Origin of the sequence: Streptomyces sp. NBC_00012, from assembly GCF_045040875.1 — a bacterium.
Classification (GTDB): domain Bacteria; phylum Actinomycetota; class Actinomycetes; order Streptomycetales; family Streptomycetaceae; genus Streptomyces.
Genome location: NZ_CP108309.1, coordinates 987,695 through 1,013,600 on the forward strand (window position 1 = coordinate 987,695; position 25,906 = coordinate 1,013,600).

Here is a 25,906-nt window from a genome sequence, read left to right on the forward strand (position 1 = left end):
TCCGCCCTCGCCGCGGCAGCGGCGGATTCCGCTGACGGACGGTCAGGAGGACTGCTCGGCCTCCTGACCGGTCCGGGCGGCGGCGGCCGGTGCGCCCGGGTCCGGGCGCGCACCGGCCCCCTCCACGGAATCGGTCGTACAGGATCTACGGTGTGGGGATGAGCATCCAGCACCGTGACGACAGCATCGACACCTCGGCGGACTTCCCCGGCCGCACCGGCACGACCGCCACTTCGGAGGCCGACCCGCGCGACGTGGGGCCGGTCCGCACCTCGTACGCCCCCGACCGGGACGGCGACCCCGACCCCGGCGAGATCGTCTGGACGTGGGTGCCGTTCGAGGAGGACGACGGGCGCGGCAAGGACCGCCCGGTCCTGGTGGTGGCCCGTGAGGCCGCGGGCACACTGCTCGCCGTACAGCTCTCCAGCAAGCAGCACGACCGGGACCGCGAGTGGGTGGCGCTCGGGGCCGGTCCCTGGGACAGCTCGGGCCGTCAGTCGTGGGTCGACCTGGACCGGGTCCTGCGGGTGCACGAGGACGGGATGCGGCGTGAGGCGTGTGCGCTGGACCGGGACAGGTTCGGCCTGGTCGCCGGGCGGCTGCGGGAGCGCTACGGCTGGAGCTGAGGGCTGCGCCGCCCGTCCGTCCGGATCGTGCCGGGCCGGCGGAGGCCAGGCTGGGACGATCCGCGCCAGGCCGGGACGGGCTTCTCCGGCCGAACCGGCCAGTCGGTCCTGGTCCGGCTGGTCCTGGCTACCGGCTCTCGTCGCCGAACGTCCGGACGAAGGCGGACCGGGTGGCGGATTCGGGGCTGCGGTCGAGGATGCCGAAGACGATCTGCTCGAAGTGCCCGGCGAATCTGCCGCCGTCCAGCAGCAGCGCCCGGAACGCCCCCGCCACCTGCGCCGGATCGTTGCGGAACACCCCGCAGCCCCAGGCGCCCAGCACCAGCCTGCGGTACCCGCGCACCGCCGCCACCTCCAGCACCCGCCCGGCCCGGGACGCGAGCGCGGCGGGGATGCGGTGGGCCTCCTCCGGGGTGCGGCTGCGGACCACTCCGGCGTTGGGCGCCGGAGAGGTGAGGAAACCCACGGTGTACGGGGTGTCGAGCAGCCGTCCGCGGTCGTCGCGGAACACCGGCACACCCGGTGAGTGAATCACCCGGTCGGTGTAGAAGGCGCTGCGTTCGGCACGGTGGTGGGCGTAGTACTCGGGGGCGCGCAACAGGGTGGCGTACAGGGCCGAGCCCCGGCAGAGCGCCTCCTCCTGGGCCTGGGCGCCGTTGAGGTAACCGCCGCCGGGGTTGCGGGCGGAGGCGTAGTTCAGGACGGCTATCTTGCCGGTGTCCTCGCCGGTCATCCGGTGCGCCGCCCGGAGGCTGCTCTCGTCGGTGACCTCGACGGCCGTCGTGCGGTCGGAGTCGAATGCCGCGACCGGAACCGGCTCGGGGCCGTACAACCTCGTTCCCGAGAGCGCGGTGGTCAGGGCGCGTTCGATGCTCACCTCGCGCCCGTCCTGCGTGCGGTAGCGGCCGGCCGCGACGATGGCCTCGGTCTCACGCGCGATGCCGCGCAGTCGTGCGCTCATCGGTACTCCCCCGTGTGGTGCATACGGGGCATGCTCGGCGCTCCGGCGGCATGGACGCAACCGGATTTCCGCTCCGAAGGGGCACCCTTGTGCGATCCATCCACAGGGGTTTGGGTGGTGGGGAGGCACCGAGAAAAGGAGGCCCGGCATGTCGTCCGACACCCCCGGGGACCACGGTCCGCCCGGCCATTCCCCGCCCCTCGGCGAGGGTGAGGCGGAGGATTTACTGCGCTGCATCTGTTTCAAGACGGGACCGCCCCGCAGGGTCGGTGTGGAACTCGAATGGCTCATTCACGACCGGGATCAACCCCGCGTCCCCGTCCCGCACCACCGGCTCGACGCAGCCGCCGACATCCTCCGGGCACTGCCCCTGAGCGCGGCGCTCACCTTCGAGCCCGGCGGCCAGCTGGAGCTCAGCTCGCGCCCCGCCGATTCCCTGATGGCGTGTGTCGATGCCACCGCCGCCGATCTCGCCGCCGTACGTGACGCCCTGGACCGGGTGGACCTCGTTCCGGTGGGTCTCGGCGTCGACCCTTGGCACCCGCCGCGCCGTCTGCTGCACGAGCCCCGCTACGACGCCATGGAGGTCTCCCTCGACCGGTCGGGACCGGCCGGTCGCGCCATGATGTGCACCACCGCGTCCGTCCAGGTGTGTCTGGACGCCGGGGAGGAGGAGCCCGGCCCGCTCGGCTACGGGCGGCGCTGGCAGCTGTCCCATCTGCTGGGGGCCGTCCTGGTGGCGGCGTTCGCGAACTCGTCCTTCCGGCTCGGCTGCCCGACTTCCTGGCGGTCCGCCCGGCAGTCGCTCTGGGCCGACCTCGATCCCTGGCGGTCCCTGGCACCGCCCGGCCTGCTGCCGCCGCGCGACGCCTGGGCGGCGCATGTGCTGGACACCCCGGTGATGTGCATCCGGAACGACGGGGGCCCCTGGACCGTGCCGGAGGGGCTGACGTTCCGTGACTGGATCCGCACCCGCGCGCCGAGACCACCGGTGCGCGCCGATCTCGACTACCACATCAGCACGCTCTTCCCGCCCGTGCGCCCGCGCGGCCACCTGGAGCTGCGCATGATCGACGCACAGCACGGTGCGGACGGGTGGCTGGTGCCGCTCGCCGTCACCACTGCCCTGTTCGACGACCCGGAGGCCGCCGAGACCGTGTACCGCACCGTGAAACCGCTGGCCGAGACGGCCGGGGCGGAGCCGGCGCCGCGCAATCCGCTCTGGGTCGGCGCGGCCCGCGACGGCCTGGCCGATCCCGAACTGCGGGCCGCGGCGGTCACTTGCTTCGCAGCCGCGCTGGAAGCGCTGCCCCGGATGGGGGCCACCAAGGCCGTCCAGGACGCCGTGGCCGGCTTCAACGACCGTTTCGTCGCCCGGGGCCGATGTCCGGCCGACGATCTTCCCGAACTGCTCGCGCCGGGCTCGCCCGGCGGCACGGGCCGCCCCTGGGAGGGGTCCCGCTCATGAACGATTCCGCCACGCCCACCGGATCCGCGCCCCAGGGGGCGGACCCCGAGACTCTCCGGCAGCGCGCCCTCGCGGCGCTGCTCACCGCCCGTGAACGCACCGCGCTTCTCACCGGCAGTGTGGACGACCATGAACTGACCGCCCAGCACTCGCCGTTGATGTCCCCGCTGGTCTGGGACCTCGCGCACATCGGCAATCAGGAGGAGCTGTGGCTGCTGCGCGCGGTGGCCGGGCGGGAGGCGATGCGACCGGAGATCGACGGGCTGTACGACGCCTTCGAACATCCCCGGGCGACCCGCCCTTCGCTGCCGCTGCTGGCCCCCGCCGAGGCGCGTTCGTACGCCGCGGAGGTGCGCGGCCGGGCTCTGGACATCCTCGACGGCACCGTACTGGACGGTGGCCGGCCACTGGTGCGGTCCGGGTTCGCCTTCGGCATGATCGCCCAGCACGAACAGCAGCACGACGAAACGATACTGATCACCCATCAGCTGCGTTCGGGGCCGGCCGTGCTGACCGCTCCCGTGCCGCCCGCCGCCACCGACGCGGCGGGCCTTCCGGCCGAAGTCCTGGTCCCCGGAGGCCCGTTCACGATGGGTACGTCCACCGAGCCATGGGCCCTGGACAACGAACGCCCCGCACACATGCGCGACGTACCGGGCTTCTTCATCGACACGACCCCGGTCACCTGCGGCGCGTACCAGGCATTCATCGAGGACGGCGGCTACACCGAGCGGCGCTGGTGGGCGCCTGAGGGATGGTCGATGGTCCGTGAGCACGAACTGGCCGCTCCGCTGTTCTGGCACCGGGACGCCGGTCAGTGGCTGCGCCGCCGGTTCGGGGTCACCGAGGCGGTGCCCGGCGACGAACCGGTGCTCCACGTCAGCTGGTACGAGGCCGACGCGTACGCCCGCTGGGCCGGTCGCCGGCTGCCCACGGAGGCCGAGTGGGAGAAGGCGGCGCGCCACGACCCGGCGTCCGGGCGTTCGCGGCGCTACCCCTGGGGCGACGAGGAGCCGTCCCCCGAGCTGGCGAACCTGGGTCAGCGCCATCTGCGGCCCGCACCTGCCGGGGCATACGGGAATGGCCGATCGCCCTGTGGTGCAGGGCAGTTGATCGGTGATGTGTGGGAGTGGACGTCGAGCGACTTCCTCCCCTACCCCGGTTTCACGCCGTTCCCGTACCGCGAGTACTCCGAGGTGTTCTTCGGGCCGGACCACAAGGTGCTGCGTGGCGGTTCGTTCGCCGTGGACCCGGTGGCGTGCCGGGGGACGTTCCGCAACTGGGACCTGCCGGTGCGGCGGCAGATCTTCTCCGGTTTCCGTACCGCGAGGGATATGTGATGTGCCGTCATATCGCCTATCTGGGACCCCCGGTGGCCATCGGTGAACTGCTGGACCGGCCGCCCCACTCGCTCGTGCGCCAGTCCTGGGAACCGAGACACCAGCGGTACGGGACCGTCAACGCGGACGGCTTCGGCGTCGGCTGGTACGCGGACGGCGACCCGGTGCCCGGACGCTACCGGCGCCGGGGCCCGGTCTGGGGCGACGAGACCTTCGCCGACCTGGCCAGGGTGGTGCGCACCACGGCGCTGCTCGCCGCCGTCCGTGACGCCACCGAGGCGGGCGCCGACGGCGAGGCGGCGGCCGCGCCGTTCGCCGCCGGGCCGCTGCTGTTCAGCCACAACGGTGCGGTGAAGGGCTGGCCGCACTCCGTGGCCCCGCTCGCCGCGGCGCTGCCCCCGGCCGAACTGCTCGGCCTCACCGCACGCTGCGACTCGGCCCTCGTCTGGGCTCTCGTGCGGCACCGTCTCGCCGACGGTGACGACCTTCCGCAGGCCGTCTCCGACACCGTGCTCGACGTGGCCGCCGCGGCGCCCGAGTCCCGGCTGAACCTGCTGCTCACCGACGGTGCGACGATCGTGGCGACGGGCTGGGGCGACACCCTGTCGTATCTCTCCGGGCCGGGACTGCGCACGGTCGTGGCCTCGGAGCCGTACGACGACGATCCGCGCTGGCGCGCGGTCCCCGACCGCACATTGCTGACGGCCACCCGTGCCGACGTTCTGCTGACCCCGCTCAAGGAGCCCGCTGCGTGAGTCCCTTTCTGCTGACCCGCACCCTGCCGGTGGACGCGACGGACGCGGCGCTGCGCGCCGACGTGCTGCACGGGCTGACCCGGCACCCGAAGACACTGCCGCCCAAGTGGTTCTACGACGCGCACGGCAGTGAGCTGTTCGAGGAGATCACCCGGCTGCCCGAGTACTACCCGACCCGCGCCGAGCGGGAGATCCTGATCGATCGCGCCGACGAGATCGCCCAGGCCTCCGGGGCGCGGACCCTGATCGAGCTGGGGTCCGGCTCGTCCGACAAGACCCGTCATCTGCTGGACGCGCTGGACGCGCTGCACAGTTACGTACCGGTCGACGTGAGCGAGAGCGCGTTGCGCGGGGCCGCCGAGGCCCTGCTCGCGCAGCGGCCCGAGCTGTCCGTGCACGCCCTGATCGCCGATTTCACCGGCGGTCTGGCGCTGCCGGGCACCCCGGGGCCCAGGATGGTCGCGTTCCTGGGCGGCACGGTCGGCAACCTGCTGCCCGCCGAGCGCGCCGTGTTCCTCAAGTCCGCACGGTCGCTGCTCTCCCCCGGCGACACGCTGCTGCTCGGCACGGACCTGGTGAAGGAGGAGAAGGTACTGGTCGCCGCGTACGACGACGCGGCGGGCGTCACCGCGGAGTTCAACAAGAACGTGCTGCGGGTCGTGAACCGGGAGCTGGGGGCGGATTTCGACCCCGCCGGTTTCGATCATGTGGCGCTCTGGAACCCGGAGCACGAGTGGATCGAGATGCGGCTGCGGGCCCGTCGGGCACACACTGTGAAAATCCCGGAGCTGGATCTGGTGGTGCCCTTCGAGACCGGCGAGGAGCTGCGTACGGAGGTGTCGGCCAAGTTCCGCAAGGAGGGCGTCCGGGCGGAGCTGGACGCGGCAGGGCTGAAGCTGGATCAGTGGTGGACGGATTCCGGCGGCCGGTTCGCGCTCTCGCTGGCGACGGCGGTCTGAGCGCGACGGGCCAGGTCCCGGCGGTCCGGCCGGCCGGCCGCCGGGATCTGCGGCAGTACGCGGATCTCGGCGGTCAGACCGGCCGCCGTCACCACCCGCCACAGTGAGGCGACGAGCGGATCGTCGCCGACGAACGCGGCCGCACCGGCCGGGACGTTGTGTTCGGCCGGTGCGGCGCTCTCGTGTCCGGCGGGGGCGGTGGGTTCCCCCGGTACGGCGCTCTCATGTCCGGCCGGACGGCAGCCCGTCGCGGGCCTCCTCCGGCCGGTCCCGGTGTTCCGCGGTGGCGTGGTGCGGTAGGTGATGCGTACCGGCCGGATCGTGGCGTCCGCGTCGATCGCGGCCTGGAAGGCGGCTGGTGCGAACCGGCCACCGGTGCCGCGCCCGCACCGGGTGGTGCCCTCCGGGAAGACGACCACGCGTGAACCTCCGCGCAGTGCCGCCCCGATGGTGCGCACGGTCGTGGGCAGTGCGCGCAGCCGGTCGCGCTCGACGAAGAGCGTGCCGCCGCGCGCGGCGAGCGGGCCGAGCAGCGGCCAGCCGCGGATTTCGCTCTTGGCGAGCATCCGGCCGGGGAACACGGCCGCGACGAGCGGGATGTCCAGCCATGAGATGTGGTTCGCGACGACGAGCGTGCCTGTCGTGCCGCGTGCCCCGGCGGGTTGCGCCGGGGCACCGACGATCCGCACCCGCACGCCGAAGGCACGCACGACGCCGTACGCCCAGCGCCGGATCAGCCGTTCCCGCCGTGCCGCGCCGAGCATCATCACGAACGGGGCACCCAACGCCCCGGCCATGATGCACAGGCATCCGGCGAGCAGCAGGGCAGCGGCGGCGGGGCGGCCCCGCGAACGTCCGTCGTGACCGGCGCAGGTGCCCGGGGTGCAGGGTGCCGTGGGCAGCCAGGGGTTCATCGCAGCGGGGCGAGGGCGAGGAAGTGGCGCAGGTAGCGCGGGTCGGTGCGGCGCAGCGACAGCAGTACGTACAGGTCGGCGACGTTGAAGTCGGGGTCGTGGGCGGGCGCCCCGCACACCCGGGCGCCGAGGCGCAGATAGCCGCGGAGCAGCGGGGGAAGTGTGGCGAGCCCGGTGGGCGGGGCCGCCTGGGCGGCCGCGGTCGGCTGCCAGAGGCGGTGCGGGGTGACCCAGTGGTCCTCGGGTGCCAGGTACTTCGTCCGTACGGTCTCCCATGCGCCGGCCGCCGCGGTCCCTCCGTCGGCGAGGGGGATGGAACAGCAGCCGGCCAGCCAGTTGTGGCCGGTGCGTTCCATGTAGCGGGCGAGTCCGGCCCAGATCAGCGCTATGACGGCACCGTCGCGGTGGGCGGGGTGGACGCAGGACCGTCCGACCTCGACCAGGTCGTCGCGGATCTGGTCGAGCCGGCCGAGGTCGAACTCGCTCTCCGCGTAGAGGCGCCCGGCGATCCGTGCCCGGTCGGGCGGCAGCACACGGTAGGTGGCGACGACGTCTCCGGTGGTCTCCTCCCGGACCAGCAGGTGATCGCAGTACGCGTCGAACGCGTCGCTGTCCAGGCCTGGTTCGGGTCCGTCGAGCCTGGCTCCCAGCTCACCGGCGAAGACCAGGTGGCGCAGTCGTTGGGCGGCACGGACCTCGTCCCGGTCTGCGGCGAGGGACACCCGGTAGCGCGGCGGGGCGGGGGCGACGGGCTGCGCGAGTACGACGGGAGCGGTGGGGAGGGAGGTGACGGGCAGCGCGTTCATGACGGTCTCCGGGGACGGATCGGCAAGGGCGGCCGCCGGGCCTTCGCACTGGGTGCGAAGGCCCGGCCCCTTACTTCTTCCGTGACCGGCTGGATTCGACATGACCGTTCGGGAGAGCCGAAATGTGCGAAGGCTGAATCCCGGGGGTGGCCGACGACGGACCACAACGCCGCCGGCCGCGTTCCCCAACACCGGGTCCGGCCGGCCGCGGTCGGGTGTGCTGTGCAGGTCAGCTGCCGCCGAGCTTGGCGGTGATCTTCGCCGAGGCGGTCCTCGCTGCCCGCTGCGGGTCGCCGCCCTCCAGCACCGCCGTCATGTACGGCTTGATCGGGTTGTCGGCCTCCACGTCCGCCCACTGCGGGGAGTTGGGGGTCGCGCGGCCCTGCGTGGCGCCACGGGCCATCGCCGCGGTGCCTTCCTGACCCACGATGACGCGTGCGAGCTCGGGCTTGTTGGGCACGTAGCTCATCGTTCTGGCGAGCTCTTCCTGCCACTTCCGGCCGGCCAGCGCCTTGATCACTTCGATGCCCTCGGCGCGCTGGTCCGCCTTGGCCGGAACGATCAGGTCGGACCCGCCGGTGAAGACGGAGCCCGGTTCCTTCGCGGTCTTGCCCGGAATCGGGAAGTAGCCGAGTTTTCCCTTGAGTTCGGGATTCTTCTTCTCGATCTGCGCGACGGTGCCGGGCACCGAAATGATCTGTGCGACATTCCCCGCGGCGAACACATCGGCCTGCGGGGGCTTTTCCTCGTCGGCGTCCTTGGGACCGTCACCGAGCGCCTGGAGTTCCTTGTAGAAGTTCATGCCCCGCAGCGCGGCGGGACTGTCCAGGGAACCTTCCCACTGACCGCCCTCCTCGTCGGCGAGTTCGCCGCCCTCGTCCCAGATGAATCCGGCGAGTACGTACCAGTTCTGGCCCGCGAGGTAGATCCCCTGATTTCCGTTCCGGTTCAGCTGCCGACTGTCCGCGATCCACTCGTCCCGGGTCTTCGGCGGGTTCTTTATGCCTGCCTGCTCGAAGAGTTCCTTGTTGTAGATCACCACTCGATTGGCCGCGTACCAGGGAATGCCGTACTGCATGCCGTCGATGCTGCCCGGGTCGGCGAGGCCCGGCAGCCAGTCCTCGCTGCCGAGGTCACGCACGGACTCCAGGGTGAGATCGCGCAGGCCGCCGCTCTCCGCGTACTGGGCGACCTGGGTATTGCCGACCTCGATGACGTCCGGGGTGTCCGTGCCCTCGAGTGCGCCGATGACCTTCGGGCCGATTCCGCTCCAGCTCTGGAACTTGAACTCGAGCTCGACAGACGGGTGCTCGTCCTTGTACGCCTTTGTGAACCGCTTCAGGAAATCGGCGGAGACGCTGTCCTTCATCAGCCAGACGGTGACCTTCTTGCTGTCCGATGCCTCCGATCCGGAGAGCAGGCCACATCCCCCGAGGGCAAAGGTGGAAACGAGCGCGACGGCTCCGACGAGTATGCGGTTCTTCACCAGGTTCACCTTCTGCGAAACGGCACGACTTAATTCAGGACCCGGTGTGGGGGACTGCGGGCGGCGCTCGCACGGGCGTGGCTGGATTTTGGTATGGACCATTGATTTGGTCAAGGCCCGTTCATGGCACATTCTCCACTTCGACCCCTCGCGGACTCCGGCCCGGTGGGGCACCGTGGTAGGAACGAGAGGAGACATAAGATGTCAAATCACACCTATCGGGTCACCGAAATCGTCGGAACCTCACACGAGGGCGTGGACGATGCCATCCGAAGAGGCGTCGCAAGAGCTTCTGAAACGTTGCACAATCTCGACTGGTTCGAGATCACACAGGTGCGCGGCGAGATCAAGGACGGCCGGGTCGAGCACTACCAAGTAGGGCTGAAAGTGGGCTTCCGGCTCGACGAGACGAGCTGATACGCCGCCCGGCATCGCCGCCGCGGCGCGACCGGACCGCGACCTGGTCCGGCCGGTCGCACGCCGCCGGCTTCAGGTACGGCCCTCCCGCTCCTGAGCGTCCCGGAGAGCGGCCGACGCCTTCGCCCAGCTGGCCCGTACCACGGTGAAGCCGGCCTCCTCCGCCGCGTCACAGACGAGTTCGTCGTCATCGACCAGCATCCGGATCTCACGCTCCCGGCCCAGCCGCTTCAGGATTTCCAGTTTGGTGTGCCGGGCCGGCCGCCGGTCGCCGTCGCGGCGCATGTACACACGCCCTTCGGGCAGTCCCTGTTCCGCCAGCCAGGCCACGGTGTCCCTGCGGCACCGCTCGGGCCGGCCGGTGAGGTACCTGACCTCGCAGTTCTCGGCGCTTTCGAGCGCCAGTCGCACGCCTTCGGCGAGCGGCGGGTCGTCGACGGCCGCGGAGAAGAAGCCGTTCCAGTCGCGTCGGCGCCCCTCCAGATAGTGCTGCCGGTGGCCGCAGTCCGCGAGCGTGCCGTCCAAGTCGAATACGGCCAGGGGCCGGTGGTCGCTTCTCACACCCCCAGCAAATCAGACCAGAGCGGCCACCAGCAGCAGCATGACGACGACCGCTGCCACCACTGCGGCGACCCGCAGGGACCTCCGCCTCGACCAGATCGCGAGCACCTCCGGGCCGTCGGGGCCGGGGAAGACATGGAAGACGTGGTCGGGATCGTCCGGGATCGTGACCACCACCAGTTGCAGCCACCCGATCTCGACCCGTCTGGCCACCTCGTCGGGCCGGGGCGCGAGTGCCGATTCGACGGCCTCGACGTGGGCGGGGTCCAGGGCCTCGGGTAGCGGCCCGCCGGCCGAGGTCAGCGTGGCCCGCTGCCACGCACCGGCGCGTCCGGTCTGCTGGCGGACCCGCAGCGGCGGTGCCGGGGCCGGCAGTCTCACCGTGCTCCGCCGCGGTGCGTGCCCGACCGAACCTCCCGTCCACGGGGTGATCAGGCCCGTGCCGTCGCACGGGGTGTGCTCCGTCGACCTCTCGCCCTCGCAGACCGGGCAGTCCCGGAATCCGGTGTCGTCGCACTTCGGGCACTTCTCGGTGCCCCACCCCTGACATCGCGGACAGGCGGTGCGGAGCTTGCGGCACTTCAGACAGGTGGTACGTCCGGCCGTGTTCCGCCCCCGCGACGGTCCGTCCGGCGCGCGGTCCTTGCGGCGTTCGCCCGTGCCGTCGCACCAGGTGCACGGCTCCACACCCTTGCAGGCCGGACACAACGGTCCGGTCTCGCAGCGCAGTTTCCCCTTGGCCCGGCAGCGCGAACAGGGCTGCCGCCCTCGTCACAGCCGCAGTCCACCGTCCGCACCGAACCGTTGAGCACCAGCTCCACCTTCCGCCACCGGGCCGGATCCTTCGGCGGTTCGACCGGATGGTCGCGAAGCTCCCCTTCGTACGTCTCTCGCCCGGATATGTCGTACTTGCCGGACCTGGACTCCAACTGCGTGCTGCGGGTCTCCACGGAGCGGACGATGCGCAGGTCGAGCATCGGGAGCGGGGTGATGTCGGCACCGGCCCGCCGCAACTGCGGCCCCTGCCCCGGGCGGCCGATGTGCCGGGCGACTGCTTCCAGGATGTCGCCCTCGGACAGTGAGTCGGCCATGGCGGCGCTTCCACCTCCCCGGTAGGCGTGCCGACGCGCACGGAGCAGCGTACGGTCGGTGCCGTCCGGGGCTCAAGAGGGCCGCACGGGTGGCCACGGGCGCCGCGCCGGGCACCGTTGTTCACCGCGTGCGCGCCCGCTCGCGTGCACGGATGGGCGATCAGTCCCTCACGTTCCGCGCGGATCGCAAAAGGTTGTACAGGATCCGCATGGATCCACCAGCGTTTGTAAAGCTATATTCAGGTTTGTGGCATCCAACGTTAATGATGTGAAGCGAATACTCCTGCGTTCAGGGAAGAGCCCCTACGACGTCGTACCTGTCGAGCGCGCTCTCCATGAGGACGTGTTCGCCACCAACTCGGGCAACCTGATCTTCAGCGATGCCGCACACAAGATCCTCGAGACGCCGCGTTCACAGGTGGTGTCGAACGGCATCACCACCCGGGTCGCCGACGCCGACCGGATCAACAGCGAGTACGACGCCTTCGTCATCCCGCTCGCCAACGCCTTCCGGCCCTCCTTCGAACGGCAGCTGGAGCGGCTGACCCAGCTCATCTCGAAGCTGAAGATACCCGTAGTGGTCCCGGGCGTCGGCGCCCAGACCGGCGTCGACTACTCCGCGGACCGGCTGAAGCCGATGCAGTCCACGGTCTACGCGTTCGTCTCCGCCGTACTCGACCACAGCGCCTCCATCGGTGTGCGCGGGGGATTCACCGAGCGGTATCTGCGGGACATGGGATTCCGCGACGTCGATGTCATCGGCTGCCCCTCGATGTTCCTCAACGGCAGCAGGCTCGTCATCCGCGAGGACGGCCGGGAGCTCGGGCCCGATTCGCGCATCGCCGTCAACGGATCGCACGACGCGGTGCGCAAGCACAAGCTCGGGCAGATCATCGACCGCAACCACGCGCGCTACCCGCACCTCCGGTTCATCGGCCAGAACCTCTCCGACGCCCGTCAGCTGCACTGGCGCGACCTGTCCCACCCGAACGCCGCGGTCACTGACATCCCCACCCACCCCGACCACCCCATGTACGGCGAGGGCAAGGTCCGGGTCTACATCGACCCGGTCACCTGGATGGACGACCTGCGGGGCTTCGATTTCTCCTTCGGGTCCCGGATCCACGGCAACATCGCGGCGCTGCTGGCCGGAACGCCGGCCACGGTGCTCTGCGGCGACTCCCGGACACTGGAGCTGTGCCGCTACTTCGACATCCCGCACCGGATGCTCTCCGAGGTCCCGGCCGACCTCGACCCCGCCGATCTCCACGCCGCGGCGGACTTCGGGCCGCTGACGCGCGGTCATCGGGAGCGGTTCGACCGGTTCATGAACTTCCTCGACAAGAACGGCCTGGAGAACACCTTCACCCACGGCGACGGCGGCGCGGCCTTCGACAAGCGGATGAGCAAGCTGGCCTTCCCCCCGGGCGTCCGCCCCTGGACCGGCTCCGACCCCGCCACGATGGCGGCGCGGATGAACTGGCTCCAGACCCAGCTGACCGAACTCACCGCCGAGAACACCCGGCTCAAGCGCAAGGTCCAGAAGAACTCCGCGCTGCCCGTCCAGCGGTCCACGTACCAGCGTGCCCGCAGCGTCGTGGGAAGGCCCATCAAGCGCGCGCTGCGCCCCTCCCGGTAGATCCAGGGACTTCCCCACCGATCCGCAGGGCCTGTCCGGCAACAGCACCGCGATCACCAGCCGGCCCGCGATGTCTAGAATCGGAGTGTTTGTTCCGGGCCGTCGGCCCTGCCCCGATCCGTACGGAGTCCCCGCGCACATGTCCACCCCCCACGATCCGTACGTCCGGGTGCGCGGCGCCCGTGAGCACAACCTCCAGGACGTCTCGGTCGACATCCCGCGCGACACCCTCACCGTCTTCACCGGTGTCTCCGGCTCCGGGAAGTCCTCCCTCGCGTTCGGGACGATCTACGCCGAGGCGCAGCGCCGCTACTTCGAGTCGGTCGCCCCGTACGCCCGCCGGCTGATCCATCAGGTCGGCGCGCCCGCGGTCGGTGAGGTCACCGGACTGCCTCCCGCCGTCTCCCTGGAGCAGCGCCGCTCGGCGCCCGGCGCCCGTTCGTCCGTCGGTACGGTCACCACGCTCTCCAACTTCCTGCGCATGCTGTTCTCGCGGGCCGGGAAGTACCCGGCGGGTGCCGAGCGGCTCGACTCCGACGCCTTCTCGCCCAACACCGCCGCCGGGGCGTGCCCGCAGTGCCACGGGCTCGGCCTGATCCACCGCACCACCGAAGAGCTGCTGGTCCCCGACCCCTCGCTGTCGATCCGGGACGGTGCGATCGCCGCCTGGCCCGGGGCGTGGCAGGGCAAGAACCTGCGCGATGTGCTGGACGCTCTGGGGTACGACATCGACCGGCCGTGGGGCGAGCTGGCGCCCGACGAGCGGGAGTGGATCCTGTTCACCGACGAGCAGCCGGTGGTGACGGTCCATCCGGTGCGCGAGGCAGGGCGCATCCAACGCCCCTACCAGGGCACATACATGAGTGCCCGCCGCTATGTGATGCACACCTTCGCGGACTCCAAGAGCCGCACCCTGCGGGCGAAGGCCGAACGTTTCCTGGCCAGTGCCCCCTGTCCGGCCTGCGGCGGCAGCCGACTGCGTCCCCAGGCACTGGCCGTCACCTTCGCCGGCCGCACCATCGCGGAGCTGGCCGCGCTGCCGCTGACCTCGCTCGCCGAGCTGCTGCGCACGGCGGGCGGCAGCGACACGGCCCGGGTGCTGACGGCGGATCTGCTCGCCCGGATCGAGACGGTCACCGAGCTCGGTCTCGGCTATCTCAGCCTCGACCGCACCGCTCCGACGCTGTCCTCCGGCGAGCTGCAACGGCTGCGCCTCGCCACCCAGTTGCGCTCGGGGCTGTTCGGGGTCGTCTACGTGCTGGACGAGCCGTCGGCCGGTCTCCATCCGGCGGACACCGAATCACTGCTCGGGGTGCTGGGCCGGCTGAAGGAGGCCGGGAACTCGGTCTTCGTCGTGGAGCACCAGATGGACGTGGTGCGCCGGGCCGACTGGCTGGTCGATGTGGGGCCCCTGGCCGGTGAGCACGGGGGCCGGGTGCTGCACAGCGGTCCCCCGGCCGGGCTCGCGGAGGTGACGGAGTCGGCCACCCGGCGCTTCCTCTTCGACGACGGGCCCGCGCCGGAACGGAAGGTGCGTACGCCGACGGGCCTGCTGAGGCTGAACGGGGTCGACCGGCACAATGTGCGGGGCGTGGACGCCGAGTTCCCGCTCGGCGTCTTCACGGCCGTCACCGGGGTCTCGGGGTCGGGGAAGTCGACACTGGTCGGCCAGGTGCTGGCCGGTGCGCTCGCCGACCGGCAGGCCACCACCGCCGGGGAACCGGCCGCGGAGCGCCCGGCCCCCTGGTGCGTCTCGGCCCAGGGTCTGGAGGCGGTGGACCGTCTCGTACAGGTCGACCAGCGGCCGATCGGCCGTACCCCCCGGTCCAATCTGGCCACGTACACCGGCCTCTTCGATGTCGTACGGAAGCTGTTCGCCGCGACGGAGACCGCGCGGGAGCGTGGCTACAAGGCCGGGCGGTTCTCCTTCAACGTGGCGGGCGGGCGGTGCGAGACCTGCCAGGGCGAGGGGTTCGTCTCCGTGGAGCTGCTCTTCCTGCCCAGTACGTACGCACCCTGCCCGGACTGCCACGGTGCGCGGTACAATCCGCGGACCCTGGAGGTCACCCTGCGCGGTCTGGACATCGCACAGGTGCTGGACCTGACGGTGGAGTCGGCGGCCGGGTTCTTCGCGGGTACGCCGGCCGCCGAGCGCAGTCTGCGAACCCTGCTCGACGTCGGGCTCGGCTATCTGCGGCTCGGTCAGCCCGCGACGGAGCTGTCCGGCGGCGAGGCCCAGCGCATCAAGCTCGCCACCGAGCTCCAGCGGGCCCGCCGGGGCCACACCCTGTATCTGCTGGACGAGCCGACGACGGGGCTGCACCCCGCCGATGTGGAGGTGCTGATGCGGCAGTTGCACGGTCTCGTCGACGCGGGCGACACGGTGGTGGTCGTGGAGCACGACATGACGGTGGTCGCCCGCGCCGACCGGGTGATCGACCTCGGCCCCGGCGGCGGCGACCGGGGCGGCCGGATCGTGGCGGCGGGGACACCGATGGACGTGGCGCGGGCCCGGGAGAGCCGTACGGCTCCGTACCTCCGCTCCGCACTCCACCTCGACTGACCGCCCAGCCGTCCTCAACTCCCCTTATTTGTCACGAGAGTTGCCAACCCGGCAAGCAAAGGGGAATGAAACAGTAAAGAACGTTGACAGTTATCTGGTCCAGACCAATCATGGGCATGCCTCACGGCCGCTCCTCGCCGTGCGGCACGTGACCCCGGCCGGGAATCACAGGAACGGGCCGCGCCCCTCACCGGGCGCGGCCGAGCCGCGCGATCCGCTCGTTGTCTCACCCGCTGGGAGCTGCCCCATGAGACGTCCAAGAACAGTCGGCGCCGTCCTGAGCGCCTTCGCCACCGCCGTCGCGTCCGCAGGTCTGATCCTCGGATCCGGCACCGGCGCACAGGCCGCCGCGACCGCCGCCACTCCCCTGCCCGCGCACGTCTTCGCCCCCTACTTCGAGGCGTGGAACGGCGACAGCCCGGCCGCGCTCTCGCAGGCGTCCGGTGCCAAGTACCTGACCATGGCCTTCATCCAGACCGAGGCACGGGGTTCCTGCACCCCCTACTGGAACGGCGATTCGAGCACACCCATCGCCCAGTCCGAATTCGGCGCCGACTTCACCACCATGCGGTCGCGCGGCGGCGACGTGATCCCGTCGTTCGGCGGATACACGGCCGACAACGGCGGTACCGAGATCGCCGACAGCTGCACGAACGTCGACTCCATCGCGGCGGCCTACGAGAAGGTCATCACGACCTACGACGTGTCCCGCCTCGACATGGACATCGAGGACAACTCGCTGGAGAACAGCGCCGGGATCGACCGCCGCAACAAGGCGATCAAGAAGGTTCAGGACTGGGCCGCCGCCAACGGGCGCTCGGTGCAGATCTCGTACACCCTGCCCACCACCACGAGCGGTCTGGCCGACAGCGGTCTCGCGGTGCTGGAGAACGCCGTGGCCAACGGCGCCGAGGTCGACGTCGTGAACCTCATGACCTTCGACTACTACGACGGCGCCACGCACAACATGGCTCAGGACACCCGGACGGCGATCACCGGCCTCAAGGGCCAGCTGGCCGATCTGTACCCGTCGAAGACCGACGCCCAGCTGTGGGGCATGACCGGGATCATCGAGATGCCGGGCATCGACGACTACGGCCCGGCCGAGACGTTCACGACGGCGGACGCGACCGCGGTCTACGACTGGGCGGTGTCCAAGGGCCTGAGCACCCTGTCGTTCTGGGCGCTCCAGCGCGACAACGGCGGCTGCCCCGGCACCGGCGGGAGCGACACCTGCTCGGGCATCGCGCAGGACACCTGGTACTTCAGCCACACCTTCGCCCCGTTCACCAGCGGCGGCACCGGTCCGGTGACGGACGACTACTCGGTGGCCCTCTCCCCCGCCTCGGCGACGGTCGCCCCGGGCGGCTCGGCCACGGTAACGGTGAAGACCGCGGTCACCTCGGGCAACGCCAAGACCGTCGCGCTGACGGCGAGCGGCGCTCCCGCCGGAGTGACGGCGACGCTGAGCCCGACATCGGTCACCGCGGGGGGTACGTCGACGCTGACGGTCAGCGCTTCGGCGTCGGCCGCGCCCGGGACGTACACCATCAGCCTGACCGGCACCTCGGGCACGCTCAGCCACTCGGCGCCGTACACCCTGACCGTGTCCGGTCCGGGCGGCGGCACCGGTTCGCTGGTCAACGGCGACTTCGAGACCGGTTCGCTGGGCCCCTGGACCTGTGAGTCCGGCGGTGCGGTGGTCTCCGCACCGGTGCACGGCGGGACGCACGCGCTCGCCGTCGCGGCCACCTCGTCGCAGACCGGTGAGTGCGCGCAGACGCTCACCCTGTCGCCCAACACGAAGTACACGCTTCAGGGGTACGTCCAGGGCAACTACGGCTACCTCGGTGTCCGGGGCGGCGCCACGGCGAACACCTGGGGCTCGTCGAGCGGTTACGCCAAGCAGTCGGTGGCGTTCACCACCGGTGCGAGCGGCACGGTGACCGTCTATCTGCACAGCTGGTACGGACAGGGCACGGTCTACGGGGACGACCTGTCGGTCACTTCCTGACCCTGCCGGGTACGTACGGGACCTCCCGGTCCCGGAGGCGGGCGGCCTCCGGGGCCGGACGGTGTCGTCACGTCAGCGGTGGATCTTGCGGGTGGCGCGCAGCCACTCCTTGTTCATCGCGGAGATCGACGGCAGCGGGATGCCCTTGGGGCAGGCCGTGGCGCACTCGCCGGTGAGGGTGCAGCCGCCGAAGCCCTCGCTGTCCATCTGGCCGACCATGTCGAGGACCCGGGTCTCGCGCTCCGGGGCGCCCTGCGGCAGCACGTTGAGGTGGTTGACCTTCGCCGAGGTGAAGAGCATCGCCGAGCCGTTGGGACAGGCCGCGACGCAGGCGCCGCAGCCGATGCATTCGGCGTGCTCGAAGGCGAAGTCGGCGTCCGGCTTGGGCACCGGGGTGGCGTGTGCCTCGGGGGCGGTGCCGGTCGTGGCGGAGATGTAGCCGCCCGCCTGGATGATCCGGTCGAAGGCCGATCGGTCCACGACCAGGTCCTTGACGACCGGGAAGGCCGAGGCGCGCCACGGTTCGATGTCGATCGTGTCGCCGTCCTCGAAGGACCTCATGTGGAGCTGGCAGGTGGTGGTGCGTTCGGGACCGTGGGCATCGCCGTTGATGACGAGACTGCACGCGCCGCAGATGCCCTCGCGGCAGTCGTGGTCGAAGGCGACGGGGTCGTCGCCCGCGAGGATGAGTTCCTCGTTGAGGGTGTCGAGCATCTCCAGGAACGACATGTCCTGCGAGATGCCGTCCACCTCGTAGGTGGACATGGCGCCGGGTGCGTCGGCGTTCTTCTGGCGCCAGACGCGCAGGGTGAGCCTCATGCGTAGCTCCGCTGAGTGGGGTGGACGTACTCGAAGACGAGGTCTTCCTTGTGCAGGACAGGGGCCCCGCCGGTGCCGGAGAACTCCCAGGCCGCGGCGTAGGAGAACTCCTCGTCCCGGCGGGCGGCCTCGCCGTCCGGGGTCTGCGACTCCTCGCGGAAGTGGCCTCCGCAGGATTCGGCGCGGTGCAGTGCGTCGAGGCACATGAGCTCGGCGAGCTCCAGGTAGTCGACGATGCGATTGGCCTTCTCCAGCGACTGGTTGAACTCGTCGCCGGTGCCGGGGACCTTGATGCGGCGCCAGAACTCCTCGCGGATCTGCGGAATCCGGTCGAGCGCCGTGCGCAGCCCGTCCTCGGTGCGGGCCATTCCGCAGTACTCCCACATGAGTTCACCGATCTCGCGGTGGAAGGAGTCGGGAGTGCGGTCGCCGTCGACGGCGAGCAGCAGGTTCAGCCGGTCCTCGGTGTCGGCGAGGGCCTCCTCGACCGCGGGGTGCGAGGCGTCGACCGGCGCGTGGTGCGGATTGCGGGCCAGATAGTCGTTGATCGTCGACGGGAGGACGAAGTAGCCGTCGGCGAGGCCCTGCATCAGCGCGGACGCGCCGAGCCGGTTGGCGCCATGGTCGGAGAAGTTGGCCTCGCCGATGGCGAAGAGGCCGGGGATGGTGGTCTGGAGGTCGTAGTCGACCCAGAGCCCGCCCATCGTGTAGTGCACGGCCGGGTAGATCCGCATCGGGGTCTCGTACGGGTTCTCCGCCGTGATCCGTGCGTACATGTCGAAGAGGTTGCCGTACTTCTCCTCGACCTTGTCGCGCCCCATCCGCTGGATGGCCTCGGCGAAGTCCAGGTAGACGCCCTGGCCGCCGGGGCCGACGCCGCGGCCCTCGTCGCAGACGTTCTTCGCGGCGCGGGAGGCGATGTCCCGGGGCACCAGGTTGCCGAAGGCGGGGTAGATGCGCTCCAGGTAGTAGTCGCGCTCGTCCTCGGGGATCTCGCCCGCGGGGCGGTCGTCGCCCTTGGCCTTCGGGACCCAGATCCGGCCGTCGTTGCGCAGCGACTCGCTCATCAGCGTCAGCTTGGACTGGTGGTCACCGGTGCGCGGGATGCAGGTGGGGTGGATCTGGGTGAAGCAGGGGTTGGCGAAGTACGCGCCGCGGCGGTGGGCGCGCCAGACGGCGGTGGCGTTGGAGTTCATGGCGTTCGTCGACAGGTAGAAGACGTTGCCGTAGCCGCCGCTGGCCAGGACGACCGCGTCGGCGAAGTAGGTGTCGATCTTCCCGGAGACGAGGTCGCGGGTGACGATCCCGCGGGCCTTGCCGTCGACGACGATCAGGTCGAGCATCTCGGTACGGGCGTGCAGTTCGACGTTGCCCGCGGCGATCTGCCTGGACAGCGCCTGGTAGGCGCCGAGCAGGAGCTGCTGTCCGGTCTGGCCCCGGGCGTAGAAGGTGCGGGAGACCTGGACGCCGCCGAAGGAGCGGTTGTCGAGGAGGCCGCCGTACTCCCGGGCGAAGGGAACACCCTGGGCGACGCACTGGTCGATGATCTCGACGGAGATCTGGGCGAGCCGGTGGACGTTGGACTCGCGGGCGCGGAAGTCGCCGCCCTTGACGGTGTCGTAGAAGAGCCGGTGGATCGAGTCGCCGTCGTTGCGGTAGTTCTTCGCGGCGTTGATGCCGCCCTGGGCGGCGACCGAGTGGGCGCGGCGGGGCGAGTCCTGGAAGCAGAACTGGACCACGTGGTAGCCCTGTTCGGCCAGTGTCGCGCCGGCCGAGCCGCCGGCGAGGCCGGTACCGACGACGATGACGGTGTGCTTGCGGCGGTTGGCCGGGTTGACCAGTCTGGCCTGGAAGCGGCGGGTGTCCCAGCGTTCGGCGACAGGGCCTTCGGGGGCCTTGGTGTCGACGACGGGCGCGCCGGTCTCGTAGTGCGAGTAGTCGGTCATGTCAGCTCACGACTCCGGTCATGACGGCGACGGGTACGGAGATGAAGCCCAGCGTCAGCACCGCGGCGAGGGTGTTGGCGATGGTCTTGAGGACGCGGTCACGGGTCGCCCTTCCCGCGCCGAGGGTCTGGGCGGCGCTCCAGAAGCCGTGCTGGACGTGGAGTCCGAGGGCGAGCACGGCGACGATGTAGATGGTGTTGCCGTACCAGGTGGAGAAGGTGTCGATGACGTTCTGGTACGGGTGTCCGGACTGGAATCCGCCGGAGTGCACGGTGCCCGTCGTCAGGTCGAGGATGTGCCAGACGATGAACAGGGCGAGGATGATCCCGCCCCAGCGCATGGTGCGGGTGGCATAGGTGGCGCGCGGCTTCTTGTGTACGTACTTGGCGGGGCGCGCCCGGATGTCGCGGCGGCTCAGCTGGTACGCGGAGACGGCGTGCAGCACCACCGCCGCGACGAGCACGACGCGGACGATCCACAGGGCCCACTCGTAGTGCAGGAAGGGCTCGCCCATGGCCCGCAGCCAGTGCGCGTAGTGGTTGAACTCGCCGGACCCGAAGAAGATCTTCAGGTTGCCGATCATGTGGACGACCAGGTAGAGGAGCATGATCAGGCCGCTCACGGCCATGACCGTCTTCTTGCCGAGGGATGAGTCCCAGAGCGTACGCGTCATGGACGGCCGTCGGTCCGTCCGGGTTGCCAATGCCATGGACACGACGCTAGGGCCGATCCACCTCATCAGTCCAAGACATGGAGCGGCTCATGTTCATAGGCTGAGGCTATCGTCCTCGGTAGGCTGGGGGTATGCAGTTCCAGCAGCTGACGTATTTCGTGGCCGTGGCCGAGACCCGGCACTTCACCCGTGCCGCCGAGGAGGTGCATGTCTCGCAGCCCTCGCTCTCCCAGCAGATCCGGGCGCTGGAGAGTGAGCTGGGGGCGGAGCTGTTCAGCCGGGCGCGCGGCAACATCACACTCACCGACGCCGGCGAGGCCCTGCTGCCGCTGGCCCGCCGGATCCTCGCGGACGCGGACACCGCACGCCACGAGGTGCAGGAGCTGGCGCAGCTGCGCCGGGGCCGGGTCCGGCTCGGTGCGACGCCCAGCCTCTGCACCGGCCTGCTCCCGGACGTGCTGCGCGCCTTCCACGACCGGCATCCGGGGATCCAGCTGCTGCTGGAGGAGGGCGGCTCGCTCGACCTGGTGCGGGGGCTGGCGCGCGGCGCGCTCGATCTCGCGCTGGTGGTGCTGCCGCTGCCCGCCGCATCACCCGCGCTCACCACGGTGGAGCTGCTCCGGGAGGACCTGGTCGTGGTCTCGTCGTCCCGGGCCCCTCGGCCCGGCCGGGGCGGGAGCGTGCGGATCGCCGACCTCCAGGGCGAGCCCCTGGTGATGTTCCGGCACGGCTACGACCTGCGGGAGCTGACGGTCGCCGCCTGCCGGGCGGAGGGGTTCGAGCCGTCGTTCACGGTGGAGGGCGGCGAGATGGATGCCGTGCTCGGCTTCGTACGGGCGGGGCTCGGGATCGCGGTGGTGCCGAGCATGGTCGCCGTCCGCTCCGGCCACGATCTGCGGACCACGCCGCTGGCCCGCCCGGGGCTGCGGCGCACGATCGCGCTCGCGCACCGCAGCGACGTGGCTCCGCCGCGCGCGGCACGCGAGCTGCAGAAGGTGCTGCTCGCCGCCGGACGGGCCTGAACCGGCCCGTCCGGCGGTCGGGGACGGGCCGGCCCCGCCGGCCTCACACGGCGTCGGCCATCAGCAGCGAGTGGATCCGGTCCGGAGCGCCCGGCCGGGCGTAGTACCAGCCCTGTGCCGTGTCGCAGCCGAGCTTGCGCAGCTGCTCCGCCTGGGCACCGGTCTCCACGCCCTCCACCGTGACCGCGAGGTCCAGGCTGTGCGCCAGCGAGACGATCCCCTCGACGATCTTCAGATCGACGGGATCCGCCGGGTGCTGCTGCATGCCCATGGTGAAGGAACGGTCCAGCTTGAGCACGCTCACCGGCAGCCTGCGGAGATTCGCCAGGTTCGAGTACCCGGTGCCGAAATCGTCGAGCGCTATGTCGACACCCATTTCGGCCAGTTGCCGCAGTGGCTTGAGCAGGTCGTCGTCCGCGCCGATGAGCGCGGACTCGGTGACCTCCAGGCAGAGCGCCCCGGGTTCGAGCCCGGACCGCTCCAGCACGTCGACCGTCTCGGCGACCAGCCGCGGATGGTGCAGCTGGGTCGGGGAGAGGTTGACGTTGATCCGCAGCGGACCGCCGTCGGTGTGCCGCTCCTGCCAGAAGTTGGCCTGCCGTACGGACTCCTCCAGCACCCAGCGGCCCAGTGGCACGATCAGCCCGGTGTGCTCGGCGAGCGGGATGAAGCGGTCCGGACCGAGCACCCCGTGCTGCGGGTGGCACCAGCGCACCAGCGCCTCCGCGCCGTGCACCGTCCCGTCGTCGAGGTGCACGAGCGGCTGGTACTCGATGAAGAACTCGCCGCGCTCCAGGGCGGCGGGCAGCGCGGTGGTCAGCCCGTGCCGGGTGATGGCGCGGGCGTCGGCCTCTTCGTCGGCGAGCTCGAACCGGTTGCCGCCCGCCGACTTGGCCCGGTACATCGTGATGTCGGCGCTGCGCAGCACCTCGGCGGCGTTGCGTTCGCGGGCCGGTCCTTCGACGACCCCGATGGATCCGCGTACGGTCAGCTCGCGGCCGTCAAGGCGGATCGGGGTGCCGAGCACGCCGAGGATGCGGCAGGCGAGTTCGGCGACCTCCGTCTCGGTGTCGGGTCCGGTGGTCAGGGCCACGAACTCGTCGCCGCCGAGCCGCGCGACCATCTCGCCGGGCGCGGTCGCACAGCTCTGCAGCCGGTCGGCCACCTCGACGAGCAGCCGGTCCCCCGACGCGTGGCCGAGGCTGTCGTTGATCGACTTGAAGCCGTCCAGGTCGAGGTAGCACAGGCCGAACCGGCTGCTGTCGTCGGCGGACAGCGCCTTCTCCAGCCGTTCGAAGAACAGCGTCCGGTTGGGCAGGCCGGTGAGCGCGTCGTGGGTGGCCTCGTACCGCAGCCGCAGATTGAGCAGCCGGCGCTCGGTGGTGTCCTCCATCAGCGCCAGCTGGTACTGCGGCTTGCCTTCGGCGTCACGCAGCAGCGACACCGTCAGATTGGTCCACAGCACGGTGCCGTCGTTGCGGTAGTACGGCTTCTCGACCCGGTAGTGCTCGCGTTCGCCGCGCACCAGCTCGTCGTAGTACTTCCACACGTGCGGCGAGTCCTCGGGGTGGACCCATTCGTTGAGCCGGTGGCTGCGCACATGGTGGTCGAGCCCGCCGAACATCCGGGTGAGGGTGTCGTTGACCTCCAGCACGTTGCCGTCCAGATCGGCGATGCCGATACCGATGGCCGCGTCCTTGAAGACGGCGCGGAAACGCGCCTCGGTCGCGTGCAGCGCGTGTTCGGCGTCGGTGCGGGCGGTCAGCGCCGAGCGGGCGATGGCCTCCTGCTCGGCGAGGGTTCGCTCGCGCAGCGCCTGGGTGAAGCCGCCCGCGAGGGTGTGCTGGATCCGGGCGCAGCGGGCTCTGCTGTCCTCGGTCGACAACGCCGTCACGCCGTTGCCTCCGCAGTAGAGCACCAGGTACGAGTCGATGACGCCGAGCGTGCTGCTCAGCGCGTCCGGATCGGTGCAGTGCGCGGCGACCAGGGCGGCCCCCACCTCGACCGCGGGCGCGGCGTCGAAGGAGCGGGCGTGCAGGATGTCGCTGAGCTCGCGGGCCAGCGGCAGCAGATGCTGTTCGAACTCCGTGCGCGTCAAGGAGGTGGCCGTCGAGGGGAAGATGGCCCGGCTCCAGATCGTGGCGAACCTCCGGAGCCGATCCTCGGGGCCGTCGGGCTCCGTGTCCGGCACACCGGACGACTGGGCGGGGATGCTCACGCCTTGCGTCCCACTCCCGCGAAGCCCGAGAACGCGAATGGGTCCTCCTGCTCCGTCACCACCGGGGCGTCCGGGCGCCAGTGCGGCATCGACACGAGGCCGGGCTCGATCATCTCGTACCCCTCGAAGAAGCGGGCGATCTCGTCACGGGACCGCATGACCAGGGGGTTACGGATGTTCTTGTAGACCTCGACCGTTCCGCCGGCCTCTTCCCGGGTGAGCGGAATGCCTTCGTAGGAGGCATGGGTCATGACTATGAGGCTGCCGGGGGCGAGCGCTTCGCGCAGTTCGGCGACCGCGGTCTGCGGGTCGTCGGAGTCCTCGATGAAGTGGAGCACCGCGACGAGCAGCAAAGCCACCGGGCGGTCCAGGTCGAGCAGTCCGGAGATCTCCGGGCTTTTCACGATCTCCTGCGGGCTGCGCAGATCGGCGGCGGCGATCACCGCCCGGTCGTTTCCTTCGAGCACGGCCCGGCTGTGCGCGACCGCGACGGGGTCGTGATCGACGTATGCCACCCGGGCCCCGGGGTCGGCCGCCTGGGCGACTTCGTGCACATTGCCGAACGTCGGTATTCCGGAGCCGATGTCCAGAAACTGACTGATGCCCTCGCTCACCGCGTAACGCACGGCTCGCCGCATAAAGGCGCGATTCGCCTGCATGATCTTGGGGAGTCCCGGCATGAACTCCATGGCCTTGCGTGCCGCTTCCCGGTCCACCTCGAAATTGTGCGATCCGCCCAGATAGAAGTCGTACATGCGAGACACGCTCGGCACTGAGATGTCAATGCCTTGCGGTGCCCAGGCGGGACGCTCCATCGATGTCTCCAACAAGTCGCCACGGCGATCCGGCCATGTTCATGGTCAGTGTTGACCAGAGGCTACTGATCGACTGCCAAGAGAGCGAGCCGAAACGGAAATTAGCCGTCCGTTATTGGTCACACACCAGTGGCATGTGCAACCGGGCCGTCGCTGCGTGTGACATTCGATGCCGGACCGGTCCCGGCGACGTGACCGAGGGCTCCATACACCGTAACGACCTTGGCTGTTGAGGGATCCGGTGATGCTCCGGTTTCACATCGGGGTTTTGGTCTGGACCGGATGGCGGCCGATGTCCGGGCAGTTGTCCGTCGGGTCGATTGAAGGTGACAAATGCCTTGGCGGTGACACCTTTGGAAGCATTCTTTACCGATGAGGCAATGACAGGTCACTTCATCGCCACTTCACCGGTCCGGCCGGTGGCCGCGTCAACATCCGTACGGCTCTTCCCGGTTACGAAGAGCGCCCGGTCCGCCCAGGACATCGGGCACCGGCCCCGTCCCTGCCGCATCCGGCCTGGTCCCGGGCTCACCCCGGCGGCAAACACCCGCCGCTCCACATCCCCACCATCAGGCGAATCCCGCCCTCGCCCCGCGTGTCCCGCGACCTGCCGGAACATGCTCCCGGTCGTGTACGGATCACTCATAGGACGGCTCACGGCAGCCGTCGCCCTTCTCTGGCTGCTCTGCGCCCCGGCGCCGGCGGTCGCGGACAACTGCGCATACGCCTCCATCGGTGAGAACGGCGGCAGTTCATCGGTCGCCGCGTCGGGCGACGGCAGTTGCCACGCGGGCCCGATTCCCGAGTCGACGC

The 25,906-nt window shown here is 70.5% G+C and carries 22 protein-coding genes; 10 read left to right on the forward strand and 12 right to left on the reverse strand.

Going from position 1 to position 25,906, the window contains the following annotated elements; all coding sequences use genetic code 11:
• Positions 1-158: 158 nt before the first annotated feature.
• Complete coding sequence (locus tag OHA19_RS04760; RefSeq protein ID WP_405719639.1) at positions 159-626, forward strand: type II toxin-antitoxin system PemK/MazF family toxin; 468 nt, start codon at positions 159-161, stop codon at positions 624-626.
• Positions 627-753: 127 nt separating this feature from the next.
• On the opposite strand, the gene OHA19_RS04765 is transcribed toward OHA19_RS04760, so the two are convergent.
• Positions 754-1,587: a TIGR02452 family protein gene (locus tag OHA19_RS04765; RefSeq protein ID WP_405719637.1), complete on the reverse strand. Its 834-nt coding sequence runs from the start codon at positions 1,585-1,587 to the stop codon at positions 754-756.
• A gap of 148 nt (positions 1,588-1,735) precedes the next feature.
• Here OHA19_RS04765 and egtA point away from each other — a divergent pair, with 148 nt between their 5' ends.
• From egtA to egtD, 4 genes are read left to right on the forward strand one after another with little or no spacing between them, the layout of a single operon-like run.
• Positions 1,736-3,055 (forward strand): ergothioneine biosynthesis glutamate--cysteine ligase EgtA, encoded by a 1,320-nt coding sequence (gene egtA / locus OHA19_RS04770; RefSeq protein WP_405719635.1) that lies wholly within the window; start codon positions 1,736-1,738, stop codon positions 3,053-3,055.
• Complete coding sequence (gene egtB, locus OHA19_RS04775) at positions 3,052-4,395, forward strand: ergothioneine biosynthesis protein EgtB (protein WP_405719633.1); 1,344 nt, start codon at positions 3,052-3,054, stop codon at positions 4,393-4,395. The genes egtA and egtB overlap by 4 nt, the downstream gene beginning before the upstream one ends.
• Positions 4,395-5,150 (forward strand): ergothioneine biosynthesis protein EgtC, encoded by a 756-nt coding sequence (gene egtC / locus OHA19_RS04780; RefSeq protein ID WP_405719631.1) that lies wholly within the window; start codon positions 4,395-4,397, stop codon positions 5,148-5,150. Before egtB ends, egtC begins: the two co-directional genes overlap by 1 nt.
• Positions 5,147-6,109, forward strand: coding sequence for an L-histidine N(alpha)-methyltransferase (gene egtD, locus OHA19_RS04785; protein WP_405719629.1), 963 nt, complete (start codon positions 5,147-5,149; stop codon positions 6,107-6,109). The genes egtC and egtD overlap by 4 nt, the downstream gene beginning before the upstream one ends.
• On the opposite strand, the gene OHA19_RS04790 is transcribed toward egtD, so the two are convergent.
• The 3 genes from OHA19_RS04790 to OHA19_RS04800 form a co-directional block, all read right to left on the reverse strand.
• Complete coding sequence (locus OHA19_RS04790) at positions 6,052-7,023, reverse strand: lysophospholipid acyltransferase family protein (RefSeq protein ID WP_405719627.1); 972 nt, start codon at positions 7,021-7,023, stop codon at positions 6,052-6,054. The two genes, egtD and OHA19_RS04790, sit on opposite strands and share 58 nt — an antisense overlap.
• Entirely contained in the window at positions 7,020-7,829 is an 810-nt protein-coding gene (locus tag OHA19_RS04795; RefSeq protein ID WP_405719625.1) for a GNAT family N-acetyltransferase, read from the reverse strand. The genes OHA19_RS04790 and OHA19_RS04795 overlap by 4 nt, the downstream gene beginning before the upstream one ends.
• 229 nt (positions 7,830-8,058) lie before the next feature.
• Positions 8,059-9,315, reverse strand: a complete 1,257-nt coding sequence (locus tag OHA19_RS04800; RefSeq protein ID WP_405719623.1) for an extracellular solute-binding protein — start codon at positions 9,313-9,315, stop codon at positions 8,059-8,061.
• Between the two features lie 201 nt (positions 9,316-9,516).
• Between OHA19_RS04800 and OHA19_RS04805 the strand changes: the two genes are divergently transcribed.
• Complete coding sequence (locus OHA19_RS04805) at positions 9,517-9,732, forward strand: dodecin (protein WP_093546549.1); 216 nt, start codon at positions 9,517-9,519, stop codon at positions 9,730-9,732.
• Positions 9,733-9,804: 72 nt separating this feature from the next.
• On the opposite strand, the gene OHA19_RS04810 is transcribed toward OHA19_RS04805, so the two are convergent.
• The 3 genes from OHA19_RS04810 to OHA19_RS04820 form a co-directional block, all read right to left on the reverse strand.
• Entirely contained in the window at positions 9,805-10,293 is a 489-nt protein-coding gene (locus tag OHA19_RS04810; protein ID WP_405719621.1) for a hypothetical protein, read from the reverse strand.
• A gap of 12 nt (positions 10,294-10,305) precedes the next feature.
• Positions 10,306-10,674 carry a hypothetical protein gene (locus OHA19_RS04815; protein WP_405719619.1) on the reverse strand — a complete coding sequence of 123 codons (369 nt, stop codon included), beginning with the start codon at positions 10,672-10,674 and terminating at the stop codon, positions 10,306-10,308.
• A 200-nt stretch (positions 10,675-10,874) separates the two neighbouring features.
• The gene (locus tag OHA19_RS04820) at positions 10,875-11,384 is read right to left on the reverse strand and encodes a hypothetical protein (RefSeq protein WP_405719617.1); all 510 of its coding nucleotides are present in this window, start codon (positions 11,382-11,384) and stop codon (positions 10,875-10,877) included.
• Between the two features lie 247 nt (positions 11,385-11,631).
• Here OHA19_RS04820 and OHA19_RS04825 point away from each other — a divergent pair, with 247 nt between their 5' ends.
• From OHA19_RS04825 to OHA19_RS04835, 3 genes are all read left to right on the forward strand, one after another.
• Positions 11,632-13,023: a polysaccharide pyruvyl transferase family protein gene (locus OHA19_RS04825; protein WP_405719615.1), complete on the forward strand. Its 1,392-nt coding sequence runs from the start codon at positions 11,632-11,634 to the stop codon at positions 13,021-13,023.
• A gap of 139 nt (positions 13,024-13,162) precedes the next feature.
• Positions 13,163-15,586: an ABC transporter gene (locus OHA19_RS04830; RefSeq protein ID WP_405749465.1), complete on the forward strand. Its 2,424-nt coding sequence runs from the start codon at positions 13,163-13,165 to the stop codon at positions 15,584-15,586.
• A gap of 247 nt (positions 15,587-15,833) precedes the next feature.
• The gene (locus OHA19_RS04835) at positions 15,834-17,600 is read left to right on the forward strand and encodes a glycosyl hydrolase family 18 protein (protein ID WP_405719613.1); all 1,767 of its coding nucleotides are present in this window, start codon (positions 15,834-15,836) and stop codon (positions 17,598-17,600) included.
• Between the two features lie 72 nt (positions 17,601-17,672).
• Here the strand turns inward: OHA19_RS04835 and OHA19_RS04840 are convergent, their stop codons facing one another.
• From OHA19_RS04840 to OHA19_RS04850, 3 genes are read right to left on the reverse strand one after another with little or no spacing between them, the layout of a single operon-like run.
• Entirely contained in the window at positions 17,673-18,419 is a 747-nt protein-coding gene (locus OHA19_RS04840; RefSeq protein WP_405719611.1) for a succinate dehydrogenase/fumarate reductase iron-sulfur subunit, read from the reverse strand.
• Positions 18,416-20,365, reverse strand: a complete 1,950-nt coding sequence (locus OHA19_RS04845; protein WP_405719609.1) for a fumarate reductase/succinate dehydrogenase flavoprotein subunit — start codon at positions 20,363-20,365, stop codon at positions 18,416-18,418. The genes OHA19_RS04840 and OHA19_RS04845 overlap by 4 nt, the downstream gene beginning before the upstream one ends.
• 1 nt (position 20,366) lies before the next feature.
• Positions 20,367-21,074, reverse strand: a complete 708-nt coding sequence (locus OHA19_RS04850; RefSeq protein ID WP_405719607.1) for a succinate dehydrogenase — start codon at positions 21,072-21,074, stop codon at positions 20,367-20,369.
• Positions 21,075-21,169: 95 nt separating this feature from the next.
• Here OHA19_RS04850 and OHA19_RS04855 point away from each other — a divergent pair, with 95 nt between their 5' ends.
• The gene (locus OHA19_RS04855) at positions 21,170-22,060 is read left to right on the forward strand and encodes a LysR family transcriptional regulator (RefSeq protein WP_405719605.1); all 891 of its coding nucleotides are present in this window, start codon (positions 21,170-21,172) and stop codon (positions 22,058-22,060) included.
• 43 nt (positions 22,061-22,103) lie between these two features.
• Here the strand turns inward: OHA19_RS04855 and OHA19_RS04860 are convergent, their stop codons facing one another.
• Positions 22,104-24,278, reverse strand: a complete 2,175-nt coding sequence (locus tag OHA19_RS04860) for a putative bifunctional diguanylate cyclase/phosphodiesterase (protein WP_405719603.1) — start codon at positions 24,276-24,278, stop codon at positions 22,104-22,106.
• Entirely contained in the window at positions 24,275-25,093 is an 819-nt protein-coding gene (locus OHA19_RS04865; RefSeq protein ID WP_405719601.1) for an SAM-dependent methyltransferase, read from the reverse strand. Before OHA19_RS04865 ends, OHA19_RS04860 begins: the two co-directional genes overlap by 4 nt.
• Positions 25,094-25,906: the final 813 nt, after the last annotated feature.